General features: G+C 47.9%; 18 protein-coding genes. 11 read left to right on the top strand and 7 right to left on the bottom strand.

Going from position 1 to position 20,127, the window contains the following annotated elements; genetic code table 11:
• The first annotated feature begins 225 nt into the window (after positions 1-225).
• The 4 genes from recN to J7619_RS13105 are packed head-to-tail and all read left to right on the top strand — an operon-like array spanning position 226 to position 3,453.
• On the top strand, positions 226-1,881 hold the full coding sequence (gene recN / locus J7619_RS13090) for a DNA repair protein RecN (protein WP_291198862.1): 1,656 nt from the start codon (positions 226-228) through the stop codon (positions 1,879-1,881).
• 30 nt (positions 1,882-1,911) lie between these two features.
• On the top strand, positions 1,912-2,349 hold the full coding sequence (locus J7619_RS13095) for a viral A-type inclusion protein (RefSeq protein ID WP_291198864.1): 438 nt from the start codon (positions 1,912-1,914) through the stop codon (positions 2,347-2,349).
• Between the two features lie 7 nt (positions 2,350-2,356).
• Positions 2,357-3,019: an SCO family protein gene (locus J7619_RS13100; protein ID WP_291198866.1), complete on the top strand. Its 663-nt coding sequence runs from the start codon at positions 2,357-2,359 to the stop codon at positions 3,017-3,019.
• Complete coding sequence (locus J7619_RS13105; RefSeq protein WP_291198868.1) at positions 3,016-3,453, top strand: cytochrome c; 438 nt, start codon at positions 3,016-3,018, stop codon at positions 3,451-3,453. Before J7619_RS13100 ends, J7619_RS13105 begins: the two co-directional genes overlap by 4 nt.
• On the opposite strand, the gene lptC is transcribed toward J7619_RS13105, so the two are convergent.
• From lptC to J7619_RS13120, 3 genes are read right to left on the bottom strand one after another with little or no spacing between them, the layout of a single operon-like run.
• Positions 3,450-4,028, bottom strand: a complete 579-nt coding sequence (gene lptC / locus J7619_RS13110; protein ID WP_291198870.1) for an LPS export ABC transporter periplasmic protein LptC — start codon at positions 4,026-4,028, stop codon at positions 3,450-3,452. The two genes, J7619_RS13105 and lptC, sit on opposite strands and share 4 nt — an antisense overlap.
• Positions 4,029-4,040: 12 nt before the next feature.
• Positions 4,041-5,330: a hypothetical protein gene (locus tag J7619_RS13115; protein ID WP_291198872.1), complete on the bottom strand. Its 1,290-nt coding sequence runs from the start codon at positions 5,328-5,330 to the stop codon at positions 4,041-4,043.
• On the bottom strand, positions 5,314-6,036 hold the full coding sequence (locus J7619_RS13120) for a type III pantothenate kinase (protein ID WP_291198874.1): 723 nt from the start codon (positions 6,034-6,036) through the stop codon (positions 5,314-5,316). The genes J7619_RS13115 and J7619_RS13120 overlap by 17 nt, the downstream gene beginning before the upstream one ends.
• Before the next feature lie 495 nt (positions 6,037-6,531).
• Here J7619_RS13120 and rho point away from each other — a divergent pair, with 495 nt between their 5' ends.
• The 3 genes from rho to J7619_RS13135 all read left to right on the top strand — a co-directional run bounded on the left by rho (position 6,532) and on the right by J7619_RS13135 (position 9,324).
• Positions 6,532-8,337 (top strand): transcription termination factor Rho, encoded by a 1,806-nt coding sequence (gene rho, locus J7619_RS13125; protein ID WP_291198876.1) that lies wholly within the window; start codon positions 6,532-6,534, stop codon positions 8,335-8,337.
• 118 nt (positions 8,338-8,455) lie between these two features.
• Positions 8,456-8,809, top strand: a complete 354-nt coding sequence (locus tag J7619_RS13130; protein WP_291198878.1) for a hypothetical protein — start codon at positions 8,456-8,458, stop codon at positions 8,807-8,809.
• Positions 8,806-9,324, top strand: a complete 519-nt coding sequence (locus J7619_RS13135; protein WP_291198880.1) for a hypothetical protein — start codon at positions 8,806-8,808, stop codon at positions 9,322-9,324. Before J7619_RS13130 ends, J7619_RS13135 begins: the two co-directional genes overlap by 4 nt.
• A gap of 52 nt (positions 9,325-9,376) precedes the next feature.
• On the opposite strand, the gene htpG is transcribed toward J7619_RS13135, so the two are convergent.
• Positions 9,377-11,206, bottom strand: coding sequence for a molecular chaperone HtpG (htpG, locus tag J7619_RS13140; RefSeq protein ID WP_291198882.1), 1,830 nt, complete (start codon positions 11,204-11,206; stop codon positions 9,377-9,379).
• A 241-nt stretch (positions 11,207-11,447) separates the two neighbouring features.
• Here htpG and J7619_RS13145 point away from each other — a divergent pair, with 241 nt between their 5' ends.
• Positions 11,448-11,999, top strand: a complete 552-nt coding sequence (locus tag J7619_RS13145; RefSeq protein ID WP_291198884.1) for a hypothetical protein — start codon at positions 11,448-11,450, stop codon at positions 11,997-11,999.
• A gap of 68 nt (positions 12,000-12,067) precedes the next feature.
• Here J7619_RS13145 and J7619_RS13150 read toward each other — a convergent pair whose 3' ends face one another.
• Both J7619_RS13150 and J7619_RS13155 read right to left on the bottom strand, forming a co-directional pair.
• Complete coding sequence (locus J7619_RS13150) at positions 12,068-12,769, bottom strand: MCP four helix bundle domain-containing protein (RefSeq protein ID WP_291198886.1); 702 nt, start codon at positions 12,767-12,769, stop codon at positions 12,068-12,070.
• Positions 12,770-12,932: 163 nt separating this feature from the next.
• The gene (locus tag J7619_RS13155; protein WP_291198888.1) at positions 12,933-15,422 is read right to left on the bottom strand and encodes a TonB-dependent receptor domain-containing protein; all 2,490 of its coding nucleotides are present in this window, start codon (positions 15,420-15,422) and stop codon (positions 12,933-12,935) included.
• 384 nt (positions 15,423-15,806) lie between these two features.
• On the opposite strand from J7619_RS13155, the gene J7619_RS13160 reads away from it, so the two are divergent.
• Positions 15,807-16,478, top strand: coding sequence for a DUF6962 family protein (locus J7619_RS13160; protein ID WP_291198890.1), 672 nt, complete (start codon positions 15,807-15,809; stop codon positions 16,476-16,478).
• 160 nt (positions 16,479-16,638) lie between these two features.
• Here J7619_RS13160 and J7619_RS13165 read toward each other — a convergent pair whose 3' ends face one another.
• Positions 16,639-17,274: a peroxiredoxin gene (locus J7619_RS13165; RefSeq protein ID WP_106599327.1), complete on the bottom strand. Its 636-nt coding sequence runs from the start codon at positions 17,272-17,274 to the stop codon at positions 16,639-16,641.
• Between the two features lie 305 nt (positions 17,275-17,579).
• Here J7619_RS13165 and J7619_RS13170 point away from each other — a divergent pair, with 305 nt between their 5' ends.
• Both J7619_RS13170 and J7619_RS13175 read left to right on the top strand, forming a co-directional pair.
• Positions 17,580-19,097: a putative inorganic carbon transporter subunit DabA gene (locus J7619_RS13170; RefSeq protein ID WP_291198893.1), complete on the top strand. Its 1,518-nt coding sequence runs from the start codon at positions 17,580-17,582 to the stop codon at positions 19,095-19,097.
• 270 nt (positions 19,098-19,367) lie between these two features.
• Entirely contained in the window at positions 19,368-20,108 is a 741-nt protein-coding gene (locus tag J7619_RS13175) for a proton-conducting transporter membrane subunit (RefSeq protein WP_291198895.1), read from the top strand.
• The last annotated feature ends 19 nt before the right edge of the window (positions 20,109-20,127 follow it).

Here is a 20,127-nt window from a genome sequence, read left to right on the forward strand (position 1 = left end):
ATCACCAGCATCGGATAGCACTTTCCGATTTATACGAGGTGGTTTATGATGACGACCAAGACATTGTACCACCCAGCAGGCACGCTACTTTATAAAATTCGGGCAACTTCCTCTTATATTTCCTAATTGGGAAGATCATGCCTATATTCGTATCGGAGACGACCTTGATCCCCTTCATCATTGCCAGATTGCATCATCTCCGGCAATCTGCTGCCTAAATTAGACATGCTTTCTAATTTACTGATCAAAAACTACGCGCTGATAAAGCACCTAGAAATGTCCCCCGATCCCGGCCTGAACATCATTACAGGCGAAACGGGTGCCGGTAAATCCATTATGCTTGGTGCAATAGGCTTGTTGCTCGGAAACAGGGCGGATGCAAAATCACTGTACGACAGCGCTGAGAAATGTGTGATCGAAGGCACGTTCAACCTGGCGGGTTATGATCTGGCGCCCAACTTCGAAGACGAAAATCTCGACTTTGCGGATGAATGCATCGTACGGCGTGAAATCTCGGCAGCTGGCAAGTCCAGGGCATTCATCAATGATACGCCTGTCAATCTGGAAACCCTGCGCAAAATCGGCATGCAACTGCTCGATGTCCATTCGCAGCATGATTCGATATTGCTTGGCAACAATGAGTTTCAATTGCGTGTGGTAGATTCCTACGCAGAAAATGCGGATCTACTCAAAACATATCAATCCGATTTTAATGCCTACCGCGAAGCTGTAAAAGCTTTTGACGAGCTGAAAAGGCAGGCACACCAGCTCCGCAAGGAATTCGATTATGATCAGTTTCTGTTTCAGGAATTGAATAATGCCGGTTTGAAGGCCGATGAGCAGGAAAAGCTAGAACAGGAGCTAACGATCCTGGAAAATGCCGTGGAGATCAAAGAAAAACTCCAATTGGCGCACGCTTACCTGGATAATCCCGAAAACTCGGCCCTTGATTTGTTGAAAAGTGCGGTGAGCTCGCTCACACAAGCGTCGCGACTTGTCAATGAATATGACATCCTGCGCCAACGTGCCCAAAGCGCACTCATTGAACTCCGCGATCTGGCCGAAGAAATTGATCAGGTGAATGGCAATATAGAGCTTGATTCGGCACGAACCGAGGTGGTTCAGGAACGTCTGGACCTCATTTACTCACTGCTCAAAAAGCACCAGGTATCGGCCATCTCGCAGTTGCTGGACATTGAAGCCGGCTTACAGGGCAAACTGAGCATAGTCATGAACCTGGATGAAGACATCGCTGCCGCTGAAAAGAAAGTCGCGCAGACGCACGACAAGATGCTCGCCGGCGCAAAAGTGCTCTCTGACAGACGTAAAAAAGTAACCAAAGCCATTGAAAAGCTCATCCTTGACAGGCTGTTCGAATTGGGGATCCCTAATGCATCTCTCAGTATTCAGATCAACGAAACCGCACCAACATCGAGCGGAATCGACTCTGCGACGTTCCTTTTCAGCGGTAACAAGGGCATTATTCCGCAAGAATTGAAATTAGTTGCCTCCGGTGGGGAATTTTCCCGGCTGATGATGGTTATTAAGTATATACTCGCCGACAAACGAAAGTTGCCGACCATTATTTTCGACGAAATCGATACCGGGGTTTCCGGCGAGATCGCCAAAAAGATGGGAAAAATGATGCAAAATATGGCTGTAAACCACCAGATTATCGCCATTACCCATTTGCATCAGATTGCCAGCAGCGGCGATGCGCACTATTTCGTCTATAAAGATCACTCCTCCGACAGAACAGTCAGCAGGATTAAAAAACTCACCATCGATGAACGTGTACAGGAGATCGCCCAGATGATCGGCGGGCACAATCCGTCGGAAGCCGTGCTGCATAATGCACGCGAAATGATCCTGAGGGATTGACATACACCTATTCGGTTAAATCCATTTACTATGAAAAACCTTATCCTTCTATCGTTCCTTATTATACTCTGCTTTGCGTGCGGGAAAGACAAAGACCAGGAAAAACTCGCAGGCCTTGAAACCGAAGTGCTGGCCATCCACGATGAAGTAATGCCTCAGCAGGAAGATATCATGAGCCTGAAATCGCAACTTTCTAAAAAAATCCAGGGAATCGACAGTCTTCAGAATGTGGGGGTTAGCAGCAATACCATGGCCGAACAACGCATCAAGGCAGTCGACCTGAATCAAAAACTGGCCGATGCCGACCAACTTATGATGGACTGGATGCATGCTTACCGCGGCGATTCGGCCAAGAAACTGGAACCCAAAGAAGCTCTCCTTTATTTTGAAAAAGAAAAGGAAAGGATATTGCTCGTCAAGCAAGCCACTTTGAAATCGATTCAAGAGGCAAAAACATTTTTAGAATAACCCGTTTATGAATTCGAAAATAAAATCAATCCTTTTCCATTCCCTGTTTATCTCCGGTTCGCTGACGGCCATTATCGGCTGCGGTGATTCGGATAATAAACTGCCGATCCTGGGAGAGCGCGACGTGGTGAAGAAGACTGTGGATGGAAAGGAGGTTATTGACACCATTTATAACAAGATCCCGAAATTCGCATTTGTTAACCAATACGGCGACACCATTACCGAGAAAATTGTCGAGAACAAGATTTACGTAACCGACTTTTTCTTCACTACGTGCCCTACCATTTGCCCGGTTATGAAAAAACAAATGGTAAAGGTTTATGAAGCCTACAAAGGTAATCCGGATGTGATGATCCTCTCCCACTCCATTGATCCCGAACACGACACGCCGGCGGTACTGAATCAGTTTGCCAAGGATTTGGGTGTGGAAGGCCAACAATGGCAGTTTCTGACCGGCGACAAAGCCCGGATTTATGAAATCGGCCAAAAGAACTATATGTCCACCGCCAAAGAAGATACCACCGTGCAGGGCGGGTATATCCACAGCGGCGCGTTCATCCTCGTCGACAAGGAGAAGCACGTGCGGGGTATGTACGACGGCACCACTGAGGAGGGGACAAAGAAACTGCTCAAGGACATGGAACGGTTACTGGCTGAATACAAGAAATGAGATTCCCACAATTGAATCGCGGCGCGACGGTCCACATGCTCACATTACTGATGCTCGGGCTGGCATCATGCCGCAGTTCGGAAGAACTGAAAAGCGAACAGTACTTTGTGACCGGGCAGCAATTGTACATGACGCATTGCGCTAACTGCCATCAAATGGAAGGTAATGGGATGTCGAACCTCTACCCTCCCATTGCCGGCTCTCCAATTCTTTCCGATAAGGCACGCGTAGCCTGCATTATCCAGTATGGTATGAGCGACACCATCGTCGTGAACGGCAAGAAATTCAGCAGGCCAATGCCGCCCAATCCTAAATTAACGGAAATTGAGATTGCGGAAATCGTCAGTTTTATGTCAATGAAATGGGGAAAGGACAGCGTTTACACGCCGATCGAAGTTGTGCACAAGGCATTGGCAGAATGCAAGGCTGATTAGAAGCCATTTGAAATGACTGTACCGGTCATTTTCCGCAGTTTAATCCGCGAAAAGTCCTGCTCCGCGTCCATTCCAACCGCATTGGTCACTTCGGGTGATTGGGTGTTTACGATTTTTAATGGCTTATCCGTAAAAACCTTGCGAGTCCCAGGGCTCCAATTGAGCTCGGTTGTGGTCAGAATTTGATGGTCTTGCAATTTTACGACGCGCACATGTCCCTTTACAATATACACGTCCGCGTTGCGGTCGTACCTGCCTGAATCCGAGCGTAGCGTAGTCACGACCGTTCCCAGCGAATCAAAAAAACTGATATTGACCGAGTCTGGAAAAACCCGGGTTTCATTCTGGTAGGTTAATGATCTGGGTGTTTTAACATACACTTTCATATTGCCCTGTTCGCTGTATTTCACCACCAGGTCGTTGACAATTTCAATCGGCCCATTGTAAACCGCCCCGATTTTATCCGTTTTGGGTTCACAGGCAACGAAAAACAATGCGCAAAGTGCCAGAATACAAAAAGGAGATAAGTAACTATCTCCTTTGGAAAAAAACTTTTGAATGCTTTTGCTAAGCATAGGACTGCCCGTTTAATCGATCCTTCTCTTCTCAAACCATCTTTCCAGGAGCGTCACACCCAGCACTACGCGCCCGTAACGCTCACGAATCGCTCCGCCCGAGTTGGTACCACGCTGCCCTCCTACGAATGCAATCGAAAGGAAGTTGGCAAAACCACGGCCCATCGGGAAAGTAAATCCGAGACTGACATTTGTATCGTTAACTTTCGTATTGCCCACCACATACGGCGTGTTGCCTGTGCTGAAACCGACACGATAACGAACGTTGTTAAAATAATTAAGTGAAGCAAAACGTGGAATATATTCCGCACCAACATGAAGGCGATTCACGTCTCTCAGCGCTTCATTTACATTTCCGAAACCTCTGTACTGAGACCAGGACTGGTGACTGTAATCCACAGAAACAGTCATTTTGAAAGGCCACTCAAGGCTTGCTCCTACCTGATATTGTTCAGGTACTTTCATAGAACCGCCCAGGTTGTTTTCCAGCGTATCCGGTGTTGCAACAGGGAATGAGCCTTGCGTAAGCTCAAATGAAGTCGTTTTGGTAGCATTCAAAGAAGTACTGAAACTATACGCACCGCCAAGGTTCAGGTTCAGCTTGTTCTCTTTTTTGATAGGAATCCTGACCGTACCTCCGGCACGGAAAGCAATATCGGAATAGGTATTGCGCTCATTTAGGCTTACAATATAGTCGGACGGCACACCATTAACATAAAGCATTACGTCCGACGCTCTCCGCACGTTGCCAAAAAAGTAGCTGCTTTCAAGACCCAGACTTACATACCGGCCAATCTGAAATGAGTTGACCAATGAAGCTTTGTTGACGCCTCCTTTCCCCGAAACTGTATATTGCGCAACGCCTGGCGAACCGGCAACAGGACGTGTAAACGTGTTCTCAAAATCGATGAAGCTGTAAGGCTTCAAATTGGCGCCGATTACCCATCTCGGTGTGATTGGAAACGACAACGACAGATATGCCAGGTTCCCCCCTGCATTCCGCTGACTCAGATTCCCGGAAGCAATGTCTTTATATTGCCCGATCAGGCCTACATCCAGGGTAGTGAACCTGTTACGCACCCAGAGTGCCGGGTTCAGGTTGTTGATCTGGAACCCGCTTCCCGTGGCGACGCCGGCTCCACCCATACCAGTATTATCGGAATATGCATCTCCGTAAAACTCCCCCATACCGAGCGATGAATACGGAGAATTGCCCAATCCTTGTGCTTTTGCAAGATTTGTACAACCCCAACCGAGTGTAATGGCAAGCGTGACTATTCCTATTCTACTGTAAAGAGACATTATATGTTAAAATTCTGTTCAATCCTATTAAAACCAGTTCCGGCACCGCAAAGATGGGTGGTTTCAAGCTACTTTCAAAAAAAGCAGCATCCCCACCGCATAATACTACGCGCAAAGTCGGGTAATTGTGTCGGTATCTTTCAATAATTCCTTCGATTTCAGCAAGGGTGCCATTCATCACACCGCTCTGCATGGCCTGACGGGTGCTTTTTCCGATCAAATCAGGCGCTTTTTCAGGCTCGAAAAGTGGAAGTCTTTTAGTAAACGTATGCATCGCATTGAATCGCATTCGCACACCGGGAGAAATTAACCCGCCCTGAAATGCGGCATGACGGTCAATGAGGTCATAGGTAATGCAGGTCCCCATATCGATCACCACGAGATCTTCGTCGGGAAAAAGATAATTCGCGCCCGCGGCGGCGGCGATCCGGTCGGCGCCCAGGGTCTGCGGGGTGTCATAATGCTTGGTAATCGGAAGGGGCGTATCGGGCGTTAATCCTATTACCTGAACCGAAGCCCCCAAAGCCTGCTGAAACTCTTCCTGCGTCCGACCTACCGACGAAAAAAAAAGGTACTCCGGCAGTTCTGCCCTGACGTTCCGGATCAATTCCGGGAATTCCAGGTGCGTCGTATATCGTATAAGTTTTTCCCCCTCGAACCATCCGATCTTCGAAAAGGTATTCCCGGAATCCACAACAATATTCATAGTCCGCAAAATTCCGATTTTCCCGTCACAAAAACTAAGGCTATAAAGAAGTTGCCGTCCGTTAAATCACTGATTTCGACATATTATCTGACATTTTTTGTCATACAAAAACAATAACAACCCGCTTGGCACGGTTTTTAAGCTAAACATTTGGAAATTAAACCATATATGTTTACCTTCGTCCATCCAAGTCAGTATCGACTCGTAAATCCAAATTCCATCTCGCAGTAACTTCGCACCTCAGCGTTATCGAGATTTAAAATCTTGCTGATTTATTGTCAATACTTCCTGTTTGTACCAGTTACAATTTTCAGATTTGATCCATCAAAGTTTTGCAGTTTGTAAAGCCTTTCGCGCGGGCTTTCGCAATAAATGCTTATCAACCTATCAATGACCATCACGTGACTTCAGGGCGCGCAGTCCTGTTTATATCCAATTATATTCACAACCTTATTGTCCAATTGGTAAAGTGACCCTTTACTTTCCATTTTCTGTATGCCTACAATTGATGATTTAAACATTAAGCTTTTATCAGAGCTACGAGAAATAGCGGGTGCTCTGGGAATACCCGATCATGCCAAACTCCCTAAAAAAGAACTGATTAACCGGATTATGTCGCAACAGGAAGCGCCTGCCCCTATTGCCGCGCCAGTTGCGGTGGAAATCCCTGAACTCGAAGCCGCCCCGGCCGAATCCGGTGAACCCAAGAAAAAACGTACGAGGAGGCCTATCGAGCCAACCCCTGTGCCCGTTCCCGTAAAAGGCGGAGGCAACCGTCCTGTGCGGAATAAAAAAGATAACGTTCCCAGCGGCCTTTCTGCTGCGCCATTGTTCGACACTCCTCGTCAGGAGTTCCCGAAACGCCAGGAAGAACGTCCGAAAAATATAGATACATCGCTCGAAATCGACGAGGATAATGATACCCTCAACGACCTTGGCAGAGAAGAAATCCCCGCGGAAATAGAGACAGCGACTGAACCCGAAGTGGCAGTTGCTGAAATTCAGGCTGATATTCAGGAAGAAAAACCCGCTGTAACTGCACAGGAGCCTGCGGCCCAACCACGTGAAGATCGCCAGCAACGCCCTCATCACGAAGGCCAGGAAAGGCATCAGCAACCACAGGCACAACGTGAAGACCCTTCTTCGAAAATCAAGCGCAATTACAATAACTATGTAAGAGAGTTTGATGGCCTGATCGTCAACGAAGGTGTGTTGGAAATCATGCAGGATGGCGGTTACGGCTTCCTTCGCTCTGCGGATTACAACTACCTGGCAAGCCCCGATGATATTTACGTATCGCCTTCGCAAATCAAATTGTTCGGTCTGAAAACCGGTGATACCGTGAAAGGTCAGATCCGTCCGCCGAAAGAAGGAGAAAAATACTTCGCGCTGCTGCGCGTGGAGACGGTTAACGGTAAAACCACCGAGGAAATCCGCGACCGTATACCATTTGAATACCTTACCCCATTGTTCCCGGATGAATGCCTGCGCCTGAGCTCGCGCCCGGAACAATACTCCACCCGTATTCTCGATCTTTTTGCACCGATCGGAAAAGGCCAGCGCGGTATGATCGTGGCGCAGCCGAAAACCGGTAAAACCGTGCTTTTGAAAGAAATCGCGAACGCTATCACCCGCAACCACCCTGAAGTGTTCCTGCTGATCCTCCTTATCGACGAGCGCCCGGAAGAGGTTACCGACATGCAGCGCAGCGTACGTGCGGAGGTAATTGCATCGACATTTGACGAGCAGGCCGACCGCCACGTGAAAGTAGCAAGCATTGTTTTGGAAAAAGCCAAAAGAATGGTGGAATGCGGTCACGACGTAGTGATCCTGCTTGATTCCATCACGCGTCTGGCGCGTGCGTACAACACGGTGGTACCATCGTCCGGTAAAATCCTTTCCGGTGGTGTGGACGCCAATGCATTGCACAAACCGAAACGTTTCTTCGGTGCGGCACGTAATGTTGAAAACGGTGGGTCACTGACCATCATCGCAACCGCCTTGATCGACACCGGTTCCAAAATGGACGAAGTTATCTTCGAGGAATTTAAAGGTACCGGTAACATGGAATTGCAACTCGACCGCAAGCTTTCCAACAAGCGCGTTTTCCCGGCTATCGACGTAATGGCATCCGGCACACGCCGCGAGGACCTGTTGCTCGACAAGGAAACCCTCAAGAAAGTATGGATCCTGCGCAAGCACATGGCCGATATGAATGCCATGGAATCGATGGATTTCCTTTTGGAACATATGAAAGGGACCCGGAACAACGAAGAGTTCTTAATCTCGATGAACCGATAAATAACAAAGCCCGGGCCAACGTCCGGGCTTTATTGTGTTATAGCGCCTCCTGTTGCATATTATTTGACGAAGCCCTATTTTTAGGTAAAACCATACATCCGTCAAACTTCCGTTCCTCATGTTCAATAGCAAGGCGCTCTGGTGGACGTTCCTGGGATTCTGGATAGCAGGTTCTATTTATTGGCATGTTTGCAGAATCAGGCAGTTTTGCGACATGATATTCGGTTCGCAGTCCCTTTTGCCGGAAATGTCCGCGCAGCGAGGGCAGCTCTATTTTTCTCTCCGCTCCCTAGGATTCCCTGCTTATCATGTAGAACTCACGCAGTTCTGGCAACATACCATTATGATCGGGGGCACATTCATTATCGGCTTTATATTGGGCAGGGCTTATGAAACGAAGAAAACAAGGGATTTGCGGTATAAACTGAACCGTATCCATCGCGAGTTGGCCTATTATCAATCGAAACAATGAACGTCCCCGCTATTTCTCTCGACCTGGACAGTCTTCCCGTAGCGGTTGCAGAAATCACCGTGCTGCTGATCGCTGCCACTCTCGCCGGTTGGTTTCTGGCAAAAGTGATTATCAGAAAGAGAATTGATAACTTGCAGCAATTAATAGAGGAAAAGAAATACGAACTTGCTCAATACCGGACTTTAACGAACACCACAGTGGATTACCCTATTGCAACCAACGCTCACAAGACCGTCTATCCCCCCATTAGTCCCGACCACGCGCCCGACGACCTCAAAGTCATTGAAGGAATAGGACCGAAAATCGAGGAGATCTTAAACAAAGAGGGCATTCATACCTATGAGCAACTCATGGAAACATCTCTGCTCCGCATTGCGAGTTTCCTCAAAAAAGCCGGCCCGCGTTACCAGCTCCACGACCCCTCGACCTGGCCGCAACAAGCCGGACTCGCAAAACAACAGAAATGGGAAGAATTGGAAAGATTGAAACTCAAACTGATTTCAGGAAGATCATAAAAACGAAAAGCCGCTTCTTACAGCGGCTTTTCTATTAACTATCGGCTCTCAACTACAAAGTACTGACAGTTCTTTGGATAAACTGGGTCAGATCATTGCCTGAAAGCATTCCTTGCGATAGCAATGCGAGGTCATAAACCTGCTTAGCCAACGATTTTTGCTCGTCTTCATTCTCCGAACCTGCAATTTTACCGATCAGCGGGTGATTAGAATTCAGTGAAACCGTATACATCAAAGGCATGTCACCAAACATTGAGCGCTGGCCCGACGAGGCTTGCATGTCGGTCATACGGCGCATAAATTCAGGGAATGTGATTACCACCGGCAGTTCGTCGACTGGCATCGCCTCTACCTGGATATGTGCCGTTTTGCTTTCCGAAACGCCTTCGAAAACTTTCTTCACTTTCTCCTGGTCGTCGGAAGAAAGAATGCTTTCCAGCTTCACTTCCTTCTCCACCAATTTATCCAATGTATCGGCATCCACACGTTTAATGCTGATCTTTTCCAGCTTCTGCTCCAACGCATTGATGAAATGTGAATCGATCATGCTGTTCAGCACGAGCACGTCATAGCTGCGCTTTTTCGCAGATTGGATAAATGCATCCTGCTTTTTCTCGTCGGTCGTATACAACCATACCAGCGAATCGTTCTTGTCAGTCTGGTTTTCCTTGATGTGCTCGCGGTATTCTTCGAAAGTGAAGTATTTTCCGTCGGTGTTTTTCAGCAGACAGAAATCTTTCGCTTTTTCATAGAACTTATCATCGCTGATAATGCCATATTTTACAAACAAACCAATATCATCGAATTTCTTCTCGAAGCCTTCGCGGTCGTTTTTAAAGATTTCGAGCAATTTATCGGCCACTTTACGGGTAATGTATCCGTTGATTTTCTTCACATTACCATCTGCTTGCAGGTAGCTGCGCGATACGTTCAAAGGAATATCCGGAGAGTCGATCACCCCGTGCAGCAATTGCAGGAAGTCCGGAACGATGTCCTTCACTTCGTCGGTAATGAATACCTGGCGGCTGTAAAGCTGGATTTTTTCACGCTGACCGGAGAAGTCGTTGCGCAGTTTCGGGAAGTACAACACGCCGGTCAGGTTGAACGGGTAATCCACATTCAAATGGATCCAGAAAAGCGGGTCTTCACCAAATGGGTAAAGTTCTTTATAAAATGCCAGGTAATCTTCGTCTTTCAGGTCCGACGGGCTTTTAGTCCAGATCGGGTTTGGGTTATTGATTACTTTGTCCTCGAACTCGATTTCGATTGGCAGGAATTTACCATATTTTTCCAGGATACCACGCAGGCGGTGCGCATCAAGGAACTCTTCCGAATCCTCGGCAACGTGCAGGATAATGTCGGTACCGCGTTCTTCTTTTTCTACAGATGAAATTTCAAACTCTGTCGACCCGTCGCATTCCCAACGAACAGGTTCAGATCCTTCCTTATAAGATTTGGTAATGATCTCCACATTCTGCGCCACCATGTATGCCGAGTAGAAACCCAGACCGAAGTGACCGATAATGCCTTTGTCGCCCTCGCCTTTGTCCTTATATTTTTCTACAAACTCGGTAGCGCCTGAGAATGCGATCTGGTTGATGTATTTTTTGATCTCATCGGCTGTCATACCGATACCGTTGTCACTGATCGTGATCGTTTTGGCATCTTTATCGAGCTTGACAACCACTTTCAGATCGCCCAGCTCCCCATTGTACTCGCCATAGGATGCGAGCTTTTTGATCTTTTGCGATGCGTCTACCGCATTGGAAACGAGTTCTCTAAGAAAGATTTCGTGGTCCGAATAAAGGAATTTCTTGATAATCGGAAAGATATTCTCGGTGTGAATGCTCAAATTCCCTTTTTCCTGAATCACTGATTCCATAGTTATGCTATCGTTTGTTTTATATTTTAAGAATGTAATTTCCCTTTGCAATACGCGCCAGAAATATGCGTTCCAATAACAATCAAAACCCATACCGGCTGACACATTGTCAGTACTCTCCCATCGAGTGGTACGAAAGCGCAATCGGCTGGTATGTGAAAGGCTTTTTTACTAATATTGCGAACGGTAAACAACTCAACTAAAATCACCAAACCAGTTCCGCCGAACACCAATTTCTGACATGAATCTGATTAAAAAACTTTTTGTAGGAGTATTCTTTATCAGCGGGTTCACTGCCTGCACCACAATGAACTCCGTTCCTCTTTCGAATTACACTGTTTTTACCGAAGACCTTCGTCGCGACCTGGAAGCTGCCAATATTTCCCTCACGAAAGTCCAGTTTTTCAATGACAAATCGATCAACATCCGTCGTGAAGTGACAGACCCGAACGATATCAAGGTAAATCCGGAAGGACAGATCACGATGAGCAACGGAAAAAGCATTCAGACGATCAACGTCCTGCCATTTACTCCGGGTGTAGCTTTGAGCACCGGCAATGGTACGATCAACGTTTCGTGGGATGATACCCAGCAGGATACCAAAGGGATGAAGTTCAACCTGAGCGGCCAGAATTACTTCCTCGACGTTCTTCCCAACAACAAATTTGATTACAAAGAGCGCACATTCGATCTGCAGAGCGGCAATGGTGCCCGTCTTTTTGTGAAGAAGGATTTGTTGAAACAGGTTAAAAACCAGAGAGAAACATTGAAAGGACGTAAGGTGAACCAGTAATGTACTGCCATCCATAAAAAATAAAAGGTCGGGAAGCCCCGACCTTTTATTTTTTGAGCGTTCCTTTATCAGTTTAGGTTAAAATATTGGCTTTTATTGCTATTCGTCCGGGGCTTCTGAATGATCTGCGAGTTACGGATCAATACAATGACCACCAGGCCGGTAATAATCGCAAGAGAAATTTGTAGAAAGGAGATAATCCCGAAACTAGCCACATTCACTTTCGAAGCTTTCACCAGATCCTTTCCAATCGTCGATTGAATGCCGGCCAGCTCATTCAGGTTCAAAATGGTACTTTCGAAAGTAGTGCTGCCGGGCGCTGAAAACAATTGCTTCGCCTCGGCAAACGATCCGGCCGCGCATAATGCGAGCACCTGGCTTTCCAATCCGGTGTATTGTACAATTTGATTTTTAAAGCCCTGCAGACTTTTTGCCTCTTCGTCTACCAGGTAGGTTTTTTCAAACAACCGGATCAGCGAATCGATGCTGCGATCGTGCGCGCGTAGCAGCGCCTTCACATGCGCGGGCGATTGCTGCGCTTCCGAGTATAGATAATTTTCAAGTGATAACCGCTTACGGTACAGATTTTCTGTGAGATACAAAATAGTAGTCGCCGGCACCAGCCGATCCTTGTAAATAGATGAAAACGACTCGTCGATTCCTTCCACGTTATAGCGGGAAATTAATGTTCCGCCAACGATCAATGCCATGATCCCTCCCAACAAAATCGCAGCTTTAATCTTCTGCTGAATAACAAATGACCATTTCATGAATTGAAGATTAACTTTCCCAAGGTATCGACGTATTTAGAAAATACAAAAATATCTTTCTATATTAACGAAAAAGTGCGCTGTGTAATATCTGTTTCGCAATGTACACACAAAAAAAGCGCAGAGGCAAAAGCCCCTGCGCTATGGCGACAGCATCGCAAACCTAGTTTTGCTGGCCACCGCCTCCTACAACATCCGTATTGTTAACCGACTTGGTCTTCTTCTTCGGTGCATTAAAGCTCATTTTTCCGATAGAATAGCTGAATGTCACCTTGAAGTTGCGGTTGTAAAGCTGTGTGGCTCCCGTCTGCACAAACTGCGGCGAAGTCAGGTCGGAAGTGAACCTTACGCCCTTGGTCAGGAAATTTTCCGCTCCGAAACCAATGCTGCCTTTCTTGTTGGCAAAATCCTTTTTGAACCCTAACGAATACATGTAGAAGCCGGTACGCGTTCCCTGCAACTGGATCTCTTTGCCCCGGTAAAAACCGAATGCCTGCAATCCCCAGCCATTTTGCAGAGAAATCTGAGACATCAGCCGTCCGCCGTAGTTGAAACCGGAATTACTGATTCCTACTGAAGTACCGTCCAGACCGGTCGTTTGGCCTTCGAGGTAAGAATGTAAAATATCGATGCTTCCGTTCAAAGTCCATTTTGGCGTGAGGTACACATTCGCGAAGATATTCGCGCCATAGGCTCTCTGCTTGCCGATGTTTTCATAAGTGGTAACGATTGCGCCTTGCAGGGTATCCACGGCCATACGCACCTGCGTGATCGAATTATTGGTTTGGCGCGCGAAAACCGATGCATTAATGTAAGTTTTCTTAATGTTGGTGCTTAATCCAAGCTCAAAGTTGTCTGTCAGTTCAGGACTCAATGCCGGATTACCGGTGCTGATGCTCTGCGGGTTCGACAGGTTCACGTTCGGGTTCAGCTGCTGGATACCCGGACGTTGAATGCGTCGGTTATAAGCCGCTTTCAAAGTTGTGCTGCCCGAAAGCGCCTTCGACACGTTGATGCTTGGCACAAGGTTGCCGTAAGCCGGAATGTCGATGGGCTTATTATCCCCCATGTCGGCAGTAATGCCGGTGTATTCGTAACGCGTGCCAAGTTTGAACGTGTATTTGTTTTTGGTTGAAAGCGTGTAGGAAAAGTACCCGGCTGCCACATTCTGTTTGTAGTTCAAAACACCTGACGGATTGGTTGTACTCAACACAAAATCACCCGACTCACCTGCCGTAAGGTATTTAAAATCGCTGTCCACAGTTCTGAAAATACCCTTTGCCCCGAATTCCAGCAACTGGTTTTTACCCAGCGGCGTCTGGTAATCGGTTTGGAGCGTCAGTTCCGAGTTCTGGTTTTTGTTTTCGTTTTTCAGTTTGCTGTCTACCGCACCGGACTCGTTCAGAATATCGGTATTGAAATTGTTGGTCAGGCCAGTGTGGCTGTACAATGTGGAAATGCTCCACTCCTGCTGCGGCTTGAAAGTCCGGATATAGTCAATATTGAAATCGACGGTTCCTGAAAGATCCTTGCGGTCGACCTTACGCAGCGAGCTGTTATTGAGAATGCTGTTTTCGTATTGATTGATGGTCAAATCCTGCTTCTGGATAAAATTCCGCGTTCCATAGCGCAAACCAGCCGATAATGCCTGATTTTTCCCCAAATCATAATCCCAGCCCAGTGAATACTGCCCGAACAAGCCGCGGTCTTTCGCGGTCGAGCTTTGGTTGGTCAGGAATGAATTGCTTCCTGAATACGTCGTCTGGTCGAGCACCGAAGTAGCCTTGTTATAGAATGCACGGCCGAAACCACCCAGCGTGAAACCCATTTTGCCTTTGCGGTAGCTACCGTTCAGGCCCAGGTTCGAACCGCGGTTACCCACACCCGAATCGATGTTCAGCGTCAGGCCTTGCAAGTTATTCTTCTTGGTAATGATGTTAATGATCCCGCCTGAACCTTCGGCGTCGTATTTGGCAGACGGGGAGGTAATCACTTCCACCGATTTGATCATGTCCGCCGGAATCTGCTTCAAGGCATCCGCCACGTTAGCCGCGATGATCGTCGAAGGCTTATTGTTGATCAAAACTTTAATACTCGTGCTGCCACGCAACGACACATTACCATCCAGATCCACCGAAAGCATCGGCACCTTCCGCAGCAGGTCCGAGGCATCGCCCCCTTTGGAGGTAATATCCTTCTCCGCATTGAAAACCATCCTGTCCACCTTCTCTTCTATCAGCGATTTTTCACCGGTAATGGTCACTTCCTGTAAATTCTGCACGCTCGAAGCAAGCTGGATCGACCCCAGCTCCACGTCCTTGCCTTTTTCTACTTTCACGTTCACAGCCTTGTCTTTATAGCCGATGAAGGAGATCATCAGCTTGTACGAACCCGGCGCCACTTTGGAAATGGAGAACTTGCCGCTTTCGTCGGCGGTCGTACCATCAATCGCCTTGTTATCAGCGACACTGAATAATGCAATACTGGCAAACTCCACGCCTTTTGCGGCAGCTGAATCGAGTACAATTCCAGAAATTTTAGAGTTACCCTGTGCAGGCGCCTGCGCGAAGGTCTGGTTGGCCGCAATGGCCAGGAACAAAGTCAAAACGACAAATCTGACGGCTGATAGTAAGGGATTCTTCATGGTTTCCATAAGTAAATCAATGAGGGTGCTTTCGCTGCTGTCCTACTTAAATACAATTCTCAATACAAAGGAAAAACATACTTCATATTTATTATTTGATAATAGATAGCCACCCCAATTTCATCTGCGAATCGGCACTTTCGGGATACCAAACTGAAAAACGTGTATAACTCGTCAGGCCGGTGTGGAGAAAGCCGGATGGTGGTACAATTTTGGTGGAGGAGGCATTCAGTACAACGATCATGCGGATTGCTGCCCCATTTGTGCGTACTTTTGAAACTCGAATGCAAACCGGCGAGGTTCGGTAGGCGCTAACTTACTCTTCTGTTCATGAATGATGTCGTCATAGATTTTAGCAAAGTCCACCAGATAAATCTATTCGGAATAACCATTATGGAGCCCTCGACGGTGCTGTCGAGCCTGATGATGACTGCTGTGTGCATCTACGCTTTCTTTCATCTCAACAAACTCGGGCGTGCGCACCGCATGTACAAGCAAATTCAGTATTTCTTCCTTTTTATGGCTATTGCGACGGCTATCGGCGGGATCCTCGGACATGGCTTTCTGTACCTCACCGGCAAAGTCGGGAAAATACCGGGCTGGTTCGCGAGCATGATCGCCGTTGCATTGTTTGAAAGAGCCGCCATTTGGCATATCAAACCTCTGCTGCATCAGCGCAACGGACTCATTCTGGGATGGTTGAATTACGTGGAACTCGTCATTTTTTTCGTATTGACATTCATCACTCTCGATTTCAGAGTGGTAGAAGTCCACGCATTTTACGGACTGTTCCTGATGCTTTTCATGATCGAGATATATGTTTACAGGAAGAAGCAAGACCCGGGAAGCAAAAACATATTCATAGCTACCTTAATGGGCGCCATTGCTGCCGGTTTCCATGCATTGAAGTTCAGTTTCGGCGATTGGTTCAATTACAACGACATTGCCCACATCCCGATGTCGCTCTCGATCTGGTTCTACTACCAGGGCGCACGGCATATGACGTTTTACGGAGAAGAGAAGATCGTGCCGGAAGAGGTAGTTGCGGGTGAGGGGGATGTTTAAGCGTTGGTCTTTTTGACCGCCGATGACCGCCGATTGATTGTTTTTGTTCGCTGACTCAGTTTAATAAAATACATACAAATAAAAATGGGATGCCTCGACGAGAGACGTCCCATTTTTTGCGATCGGCGGTCGGCCGTCTATGGTCGGCGGCCAAAACACGTTACTTATTCGGCTGCGGCGTGTAGCGCAAATAGGGCTTCACGATGTTCAAACCTTTTGTAAACTTCTTCTGCGCATCTTCGGTGCTTACTGCGGGCACCACGATCACATCTTCACCATCTTTCCAGTCTGCCGGTGTGGCTACGGAATAATTGGCTGTCAATTGGAGCGAATCCACCACGCGGAGGATTTCGTTGAAGTTGCGGCCTGTCGATGCTGGGTAAGTCAGCGTCAGTTTGATCTTCTTGTCCGGACCGATCACGAATACCGAGCGTACAGTTGCTTTTTCGCTTGCATTCGGGTGGATCATGTCGTACAGTTGAGCCACCTGACGACCTTCGTCGGCGATGATCGGGAAGTTTACTTCGGTATCGTTCACTTCATTGATATCCGGGATCCAGCGGTGGTGCGAATCCAGGTCGTCGACGCTCACGGCGAGTACTTTCACATTGCGTTTCTCAAACTCACCTTTCAAAAGGGCTGTTTTACCCAATTCGGTTGTACAAACGGGAGTAAAGTCAGCGGGGTGAGAGAACAACAATCCCCAGCTATCTCCCAGCCATTCGTGGAATTTAATGGGTCCTTGCGTGGTATTTGCTTCAAAGTCCGGTGCGATATCTCCTAATCGAAGTGACATAATGGTGAAGGTTTAAAGAATGAAACATTAATCTACTAACATTGTAGAGTAGAACACAAAATTAAAGAAATAGTTTCATTAAACGGCCCATTTCTTCCATTTATAAATCCTACGGCAAACCGCTTTTACCAAAAAGGGGTTACCGGCTGATAATCTTCGTTTTAACCAATTTTAACCGCATTTTAAGGCTTGTTTAATTGCGTTTTAATTGCTGTTTGGCTCCTTTGAGAAACGAAAACCGAAGATGGCTCCTGCTCTCGGCCGGTCGGTAAAAACACTTCGTAAAACGCGATCAGCCTCAGCACATGACAGCCCGGAACAACTCTTTCGACGAACACGCGGTACTGCATGCGTTGAAGCAGTTTCTGCCGGCATTGTCACCGGGAAGGACATTTACTTACCGGAATCCATTGGAGGCTTTTCAGTCGCTGAACTTTCACGACGCATTGCGGCACGCGTCTGAAATGCTGGGCTACCACACATCGCTTTCGATGGAAGAATACCGTTCGTATTACAATTCCAAAAAAGTAAAGCCCGGAGTCCTGGAAAGAGTGCTTGTGGAAAAGAAAGGCGCCTCAAACACCTTCGAATGGCAGGACAAAGTGCTGATGAAAAAGTTTACGGCAGACGCCGCGCCGCGGATCGGCCGGTTGAGAGCCAACTGGCAAAAGCAATACAATGTTGATCTGGATGCCCGTGTCCATCCGAGATTATTTCGGATTCTCGCCAGCTTCCTCGACCAGGACGTTGCGGACTGGAAATTTCCCGTACGCAGACAGAGTTTTCTCGATTCCATGCGCGAAGTGGAGTCGAACAGCTTTGTGAGCGCATTCAATACGCCCCGGGCACGTAAGCTGCTTTTACAGACCAATCCTTCGATCAATGACCTGCTAGCTATCATTGTCGGCGACGAATCACTTTTCGAACAATACCTGTTCGACCAGCAATTTGCACACCGCGGCTGGTCGGGGCTGGTAGCGACATTGGAAAACGGCGGTAACAGCCTGCCCGGTGGTAGCAGTATTACGCTCCGGGAGTTGATCGTGTTCGAGCTACTCCTGGAAATCGATGTACTGGACGATCGCCTTGGCAAATATTGGAAGCCGCTGGCTTACCGGCTTGCTGTCCGTCCCGGCGATTTATTTGCACCCGTTCCTGCCGATGAAAAGAGCGAGGTACTCGCTATTTGGCAAGACGCCGTAGAATGGAGCTACTTTGAGGAGATATTGGCCGGATTAAGCTGCAATCCGCAAGACTTCCCCAACCAGGCTGCCGGGCAAGGTCCGGAAGCGACTGTCACAAACGCGCCGGATTCCCTTTGCATTATAGGGAGGCTGTCGGCATTCCGGAACCTGCCGACCAGCCACCGCGCGTTTTTGAACAACTACGATTTCTCGCTGGATCCCGACGGCGAAGTGCTTGAAAAGTTGCTCGAAACGGTAATACCTTCTTTGGGTGCTGCCAATCTTGAACATTTCTTCTCCCGGACCGGCCTCGCGGATCCGGATGCCGGCGAAGTGCTGACCGAGCAGATGATCGGGCTTTTCGGGATGGCGGATCTCCGGGGAGATTTAAGAACGGGATTATCCGGGGAGCTTACGCAAAGTCTCGAACCACTGCGCCTGTTATGCGTCGTGGAGCAACTTCCTGAAATGGTCCTAAAAGTGATCGGCAAGCTCAAAGCCTCAAAGTCATGGATTGTGAATGGATGGGTACACCTGGTGGTAGCTGATGCCTTGTCAGGTGAAATGCGGGTCTATAAAAACGGCAAAATGGTTGCTTATAAATCCAACAGACGGACTGTCGAAGAGCCGGTCCATTAAAATATTCGCTATCGGTGGCCGGTGATTGGCGAAGCCGCATTGCTGATTGATATCGGTTGTCGATAGCTTTTTTTGAATGAGTGTATGTTTTGGAGTGATTTCCATTTTGACGGTTTGACGCTGACCTATCTGACGACCGGATTAGCCATAACGCTACTGGCCGTCCGGAATGGGCGCAGGACGTTGCGCGGGCACAAACATTGGACTCGTTTCGTTTGCACCACCGTCCTTTTTTGTACCGGTTACGGGCTAACCATTTTATCCGGTGGTTTGAAAACTTTACTGATGGGTTGGGAGATCATGGGCATTGCCTCATTTCTGCTCATTATCCACCACCGCGATTTTAAAAATCGTGTCGGCATTCCGGCGAAAGCCTTCTTTATATATCGCTTGGGTGATGTGGGCTTGCTCCTTGCCATGTGGGCAAGCCACCACCTCGGGCGGGAGAATGCGACGGTGATCTCGTTGCTATTGCTCGTAACAGCCTCCATGCAATCGTCGCAGTTACCGTTTTCCTCGTGGCTACCACAGGCGCTGCAAAACTCCACGACGGCAAGTGCGCTTCTGCTGGCCACGCTTACGGTACAGTTGGGGGTGTTCCTGTTGCTGCGTTCTTATCCGTTTTGGGAACATCAGCTTTCTGTTCGGGTACTGATTGCATTGCTTGGGTTGGTTGCGGCTGTGACAGCGGTGGGGGTTGCCAGGGTTCAATCATCTGTCAAACGGCGTATTGCCTATGTTTCAATGGCCCATACCGGACTCATTTTTATCGAAGTGGCCGCGGGATTTAAAAGCCTGGCACTCATACATGTCGCAGCAAATGCGTTCCTGGGCGCGTACCGGCTGCTGGTTCCGCCACAGCTTGTCCGTGCGAGCGCGGGAGAGGGAACTCATTATAGCAGGGAAAGGTGGGAAGACCGGCTACCCAAAAAACTGAAATATACCATTTACATGCTATACACAAAGGAATGGGGCTTTTACACTCGTCTTTCGAAGTACCTCAGGCCCTGACACCATTTATGTTAACCCA

This window comes from Dyadobacter sp. (genome assembly GCF_017744695.1).
GTDB lineage: Bacteria > Bacteroidota > Bacteroidia > Cytophagales > Spirosomataceae > Dyadobacter.

Coding starts and splice junctions, on each gene's coding strand:
- J7619_RS13150 (WP_291198886.1), bottom strand. CDS start 12,769: ATGAAATGGTCATTTGTTATTCAGCAGAAGATTAAAGCTGCGATTTTG.
- htpG (WP_291198882.1), bottom strand. CDS start 11,206: ATGGAATCAGTGATTCAGGAAAAAGGGAATTTGAGCATTCACACCGAG.
- rho (WP_291198876.1), top strand. CDS start 6,532: ATGCCTACAATTGATGATTTAAACATTAAGCTTTTATCAGAGCTACGA.
- J7619_RS13130 (WP_291198878.1), top strand. CDS start 8,456: ATGTTCAATAGCAAGGCGCTCTGGTGGACGTTCCTGGGATTCTGGATA.
- J7619_RS13165 (WP_106599327.1), bottom strand. CDS start 17,274: ATGTCACTTCGATTAGGAGATATCGCACCGGACTTTGAAGCAAATACC.
- J7619_RS13135 (WP_291198880.1), top strand. CDS start 8,806: ATGAACGTCCCCGCTATTTCTCTCGACCTGGACAGTCTTCCCGTAGCG.
- J7619_RS13170 (WP_291198893.1), top strand. CDS start 17,580: ATGACAGCCCGGAACAACTCTTTCGACGAACACGCGGTACTGCATGCG.
- J7619_RS13115 (WP_291198872.1), bottom strand. CDS start 5,330: ATGTCTCTTTACAGTAGAATAGGAATAGTCACGCTTGCCATTACACTC.
- J7619_RS13145 (WP_291198884.1), top strand. CDS start 11,448: ATGAATCTGATTAAAAAACTTTTTGTAGGAGTATTCTTTATCAGCGGG.
- J7619_RS13095 (WP_291198864.1), top strand. CDS start 1,912: ATGAAAAACCTTATCCTTCTATCGTTCCTTATTATACTCTGCTTTGCG.
- J7619_RS13160 (WP_291198890.1), top strand. CDS start 15,807: ATGGAGCCCTCGACGGTGCTGTCGAGCCTGATGATGACTGCTGTGTGC.
- J7619_RS13120 (WP_291198874.1), bottom strand. CDS start 6,036: ATGAATATTGTTGTGGATTCCGGGAATACCTTTTCGAAGATCGGATGG.
- lptC (WP_291198870.1), bottom strand. CDS start 4,028: ATGCTTAGCAAAAGCATTCAAAAGTTTTTTTCCAAAGGAGATAGTTAC.
- J7619_RS13100 (WP_291198866.1), top strand. CDS start 2,357: ATGAATTCGAAAATAAAATCAATCCTTTTCCATTCCCTGTTTATCTCC.
- J7619_RS13155 (WP_291198888.1), bottom strand. CDS start 15,422: ATGGAAACCATGAAGAATCCCTTACTATCAGCCGTCAGATTTGTCGTT.
- recN (WP_291198862.1), top strand. CDS start 226: ATGCTTTCTAATTTACTGATCAAAAACTACGCGCTGATAAAGCACCTA.
- J7619_RS13105 (WP_291198868.1), top strand. CDS start 3,016: ATGAGATTCCCACAATTGAATCGCGGCGCGACGGTCCACATGCTCACA.